The sequence below is a fragment of the Gilliamella sp. wkB18 genome (assembly GCF_001690875.1).
In the GTDB taxonomy this organism is placed as follows: Bacteria; Pseudomonadota; Gammaproteobacteria; order Enterobacterales; family Orbaceae; genus Gilliamella; species Gilliamella apicola_A.
The window spans coordinates 1-2,845 of the sequence record NZ_LZHM01000017.1 but is presented as its reverse complement, the minus strand read 5'-3'; the positions used below and the strand labels follow the sequence as shown (position 1 = coordinate 2,845).

The 2,845-nt window shown below is 32.3% G+C and carries 2 protein-coding genes and 1 pseudogene; all 3 read left to right on the top strand.

Annotated elements, in window-relative coordinates; all coding sequences use genetic code 11:
• A pseudogene (locus tag A9G48_RS11430) lies at window positions 1-1,359 on the top strand (hypothetical protein); the annotation flags it as partial.
• Between the two features lie 3 nt (window positions 1,360-1,362).
• Complete coding sequence (locus A9G48_RS00815; protein ID WP_065575659.1) at window positions 1,363-2,319, top strand: hypothetical protein; 957 nt, start codon at window positions 1,363-1,365, stop codon at window positions 2,317-2,319.
• Between the two features lie 32 nt (window positions 2,320-2,351).
• Window positions 2,352-2,702 carry a hypothetical protein gene (locus A9G48_RS00810; protein WP_065575658.1) on the top strand — a complete coding sequence of 117 codons (351 nt, stop codon included), beginning with the start codon at window positions 2,352-2,354 and terminating at the stop codon, window positions 2,700-2,702.
• The last annotated feature ends 143 nt before the right edge of the window (window positions 2,703-2,845 follow it).

Sequence of the window (2,845 nt, the reverse complement as noted above, 5' to 3'; positions counted from 1 at the left end):
GGCACACTAATATATTCAACCCAACGAAAAAAAGACCTACCGCCACCGACTTTTACGGATAGGGATTTAAAGGAAGGATTACGCAGAAGTTGGACAGCGGAGCAGATAGGGCATTTACTGGTGAAATATGAAAGTGAATGGTATGCAGATGAAGGGTTAAGCAAATGGAACGAAGTTGATGAGCTATTTGAAGAAGAAAAGCAACAACAAAAAGCGCTTATTGAAGCGGGATTAGATAAACTTGGCATCACCGAGCCTTATCAGCGAGATTTTGCCATGAAAAAAGTGGACGAAGCGCACGAACATATCAAAACCAACTGGCAGCTAGAAAAAGAAGAGCGCATCAAACCCTCACTGTGGTGGAAAAAAGTGGCGCAAGCACAAACTCAAAACTCAACCGCAAACACAGAAGTCAATACGCCTAAACTATCCAATCTATCCGCAGACGGCAAGGCATGGTTTATTCATCCGGTGGCGATGGTGGATTATTTCCAAGAAGAAAAAATAGATATTATTGTGTTTTATATTTATTTAGATGGTCGAATACAAAAATATATACCGTCATTTATTAAAGATGAGAATCAAAATAAGTATCGCTATGTCATTGTCGATGGACAAGATAACAGGTATAAGGTTTGTGAATTGGAATATATCAAAATTAAAGAGAAATTTTCAAAATCAGTTATCCCTAATCAAACGAAAGATCATTTTAAACCAGGTCCTAATGATAGCGCTTCAGATGTAAACGATGGTGATACTAAATATCGAATTATTTATGCCACTGGTAAAATCGCTGAATGGGGCTACCATTCGGAATATGCGAAAAATAAAGTTAAAAACAAAGAGTTGCCACATAAAAATTCATGGCGAGTTTTTGGTGTAACCGGCAATGAGGTAGAGTTGATAAGAATGCCTGATTCATTAAATGCGCAATATGGCGATTTAAAGATTGAATATAGTTTCCATAATACAAAGCGCCGTTACGCCAATCCAGCCTTGTTTGCTGCCATGTTGGGGAGTTTAGCTGTTTATAAAAAAACAGTTATCTCCACAGGTAGTGCTTTTGAATGGGGCTCTTGTTTTCCAAGTACATTGCATATTAACGGCATGGCTATTGACTTTGAATACAGTTCGAAAAAAAGTAGTGGTGGTTATTACGGTCATTCTTCTGAACAATATAAAAACGATTTAGCCTTTTTGAAGGCTATGTTACTATTTTTTGTTAAGGTTCGGGTTGGAAAGGATGATCATTTTAAAGAATTTAGACAATTATCCGGTGTTGTAAACGGAGGTGAATTACATGACTCTCACTTTCATGCTGACTTTTCACTCACTAAAATTGAAGAAATTAAGGAATAGCTTATGAAACATTTATTTTATATCGGTATTATTTTTTCTTTTTTTAGTACATGCTGCTACAGCCAACAATTTAATATAGAAAAAAAATATCGAGGCAATTCATTTCTCAATAAAGTAGATATGCAAAAATTAGAAAAAGATTGCTCACGTGAAGACTATATAAATTCTGATTATTCCATACAAGTAGAAATGGATAAACGTTGTCCATTACATAAATTTGGTAATTATTTTAGCAATGTTCTTAATTCGGTTGATAAAAGTAAGGTGATCTATCAGAAAAATGGTTTAACCCTAAAATTAAGCAAAGAAGCTTTTAGCTTCGTGGAGGAAGAAGATGATTATTCTGGTGCTAAATTGACTTTATCTTTAATTCAAAATAATGAAATTAAAGATCAAATAACGCTTGCTAATACTTTTACGAATATAACGAATTTTCTTGCTGTTGGTTATCAATATTATTATATTGCACCAAGTGGTGATATTTATACTTTATCCTTATTTGAAATGGATAGTGGAGTTGGGCCTCAAACTTGGAAGCATTATAAAATTGATGAGAAAAAATTAAAATTTGATTTATTACAGATATATTACGGTAGTTATCAAATTACTTATCCTGATGATTTTAGCGTAGTACCTAACCCTGATGATATTATCGATTATAACAGCAGTAAATTTTTGGAATGTTTAAATGATGAAACTAAGGAAGGATGTAATAGAATACATCTTTATTTTTATTATTTAGAATTATTAAAACAAAAAACAACGTTATTAGTTAAAAAGAAGAACGCGCCCAAAAATAACCTCCCATTAATTAAGAAAAAGATAGATAAACTATGTTTAAGTAAACATAGCATATTATATGACGATATAAATTCTTATTACCCTATAGAAGTCTTTTTATGTGAGATAAAAGAATTAAAGCAAGAAATCAAACAAGCTGAAATAAAGCTAGCAAAATAGGATTGATTTAAAAAAATAAATAGTTTGTAACCATGTTAGGGAGTTTAGCTGTTTACAAAAAAGCAGTTATCTCCACAGGTAGTGCTTTTGAATGGGGATCTTGTTTTCCAAGTACATTGCATATTAACGGTATGGCTATTGACTTTGAGTATAAATCAAAAAATAACCAAGGTGGTTATTATTCTCATTCTTTTCAACAATATAAAGACGATTTAGCCTTTTTGAAGGCTATGTTACTATTTTTTGTTAAGGTTCGGGTTGGAAAGGATGATCATTTTAAAGAATTTAGACAATTATCCGGTGTTGTAAACGGAGGTGAATTACATGACTCTCACTTTCATGCTGACTTTTCACTCACTAAAATTGAAGAAATTAAGGAATAGCTTATGAAACATTTATTTTATATCGGTATTATTTTTTCTTTCTTTAGTACCTGCTGCTACAGCCAACAATTTAATATAGAAAAAAAATATCGAGGCAATTCATTTCTCAATAAAGTAGATATGCAAAAATTAGAAAAAGATTG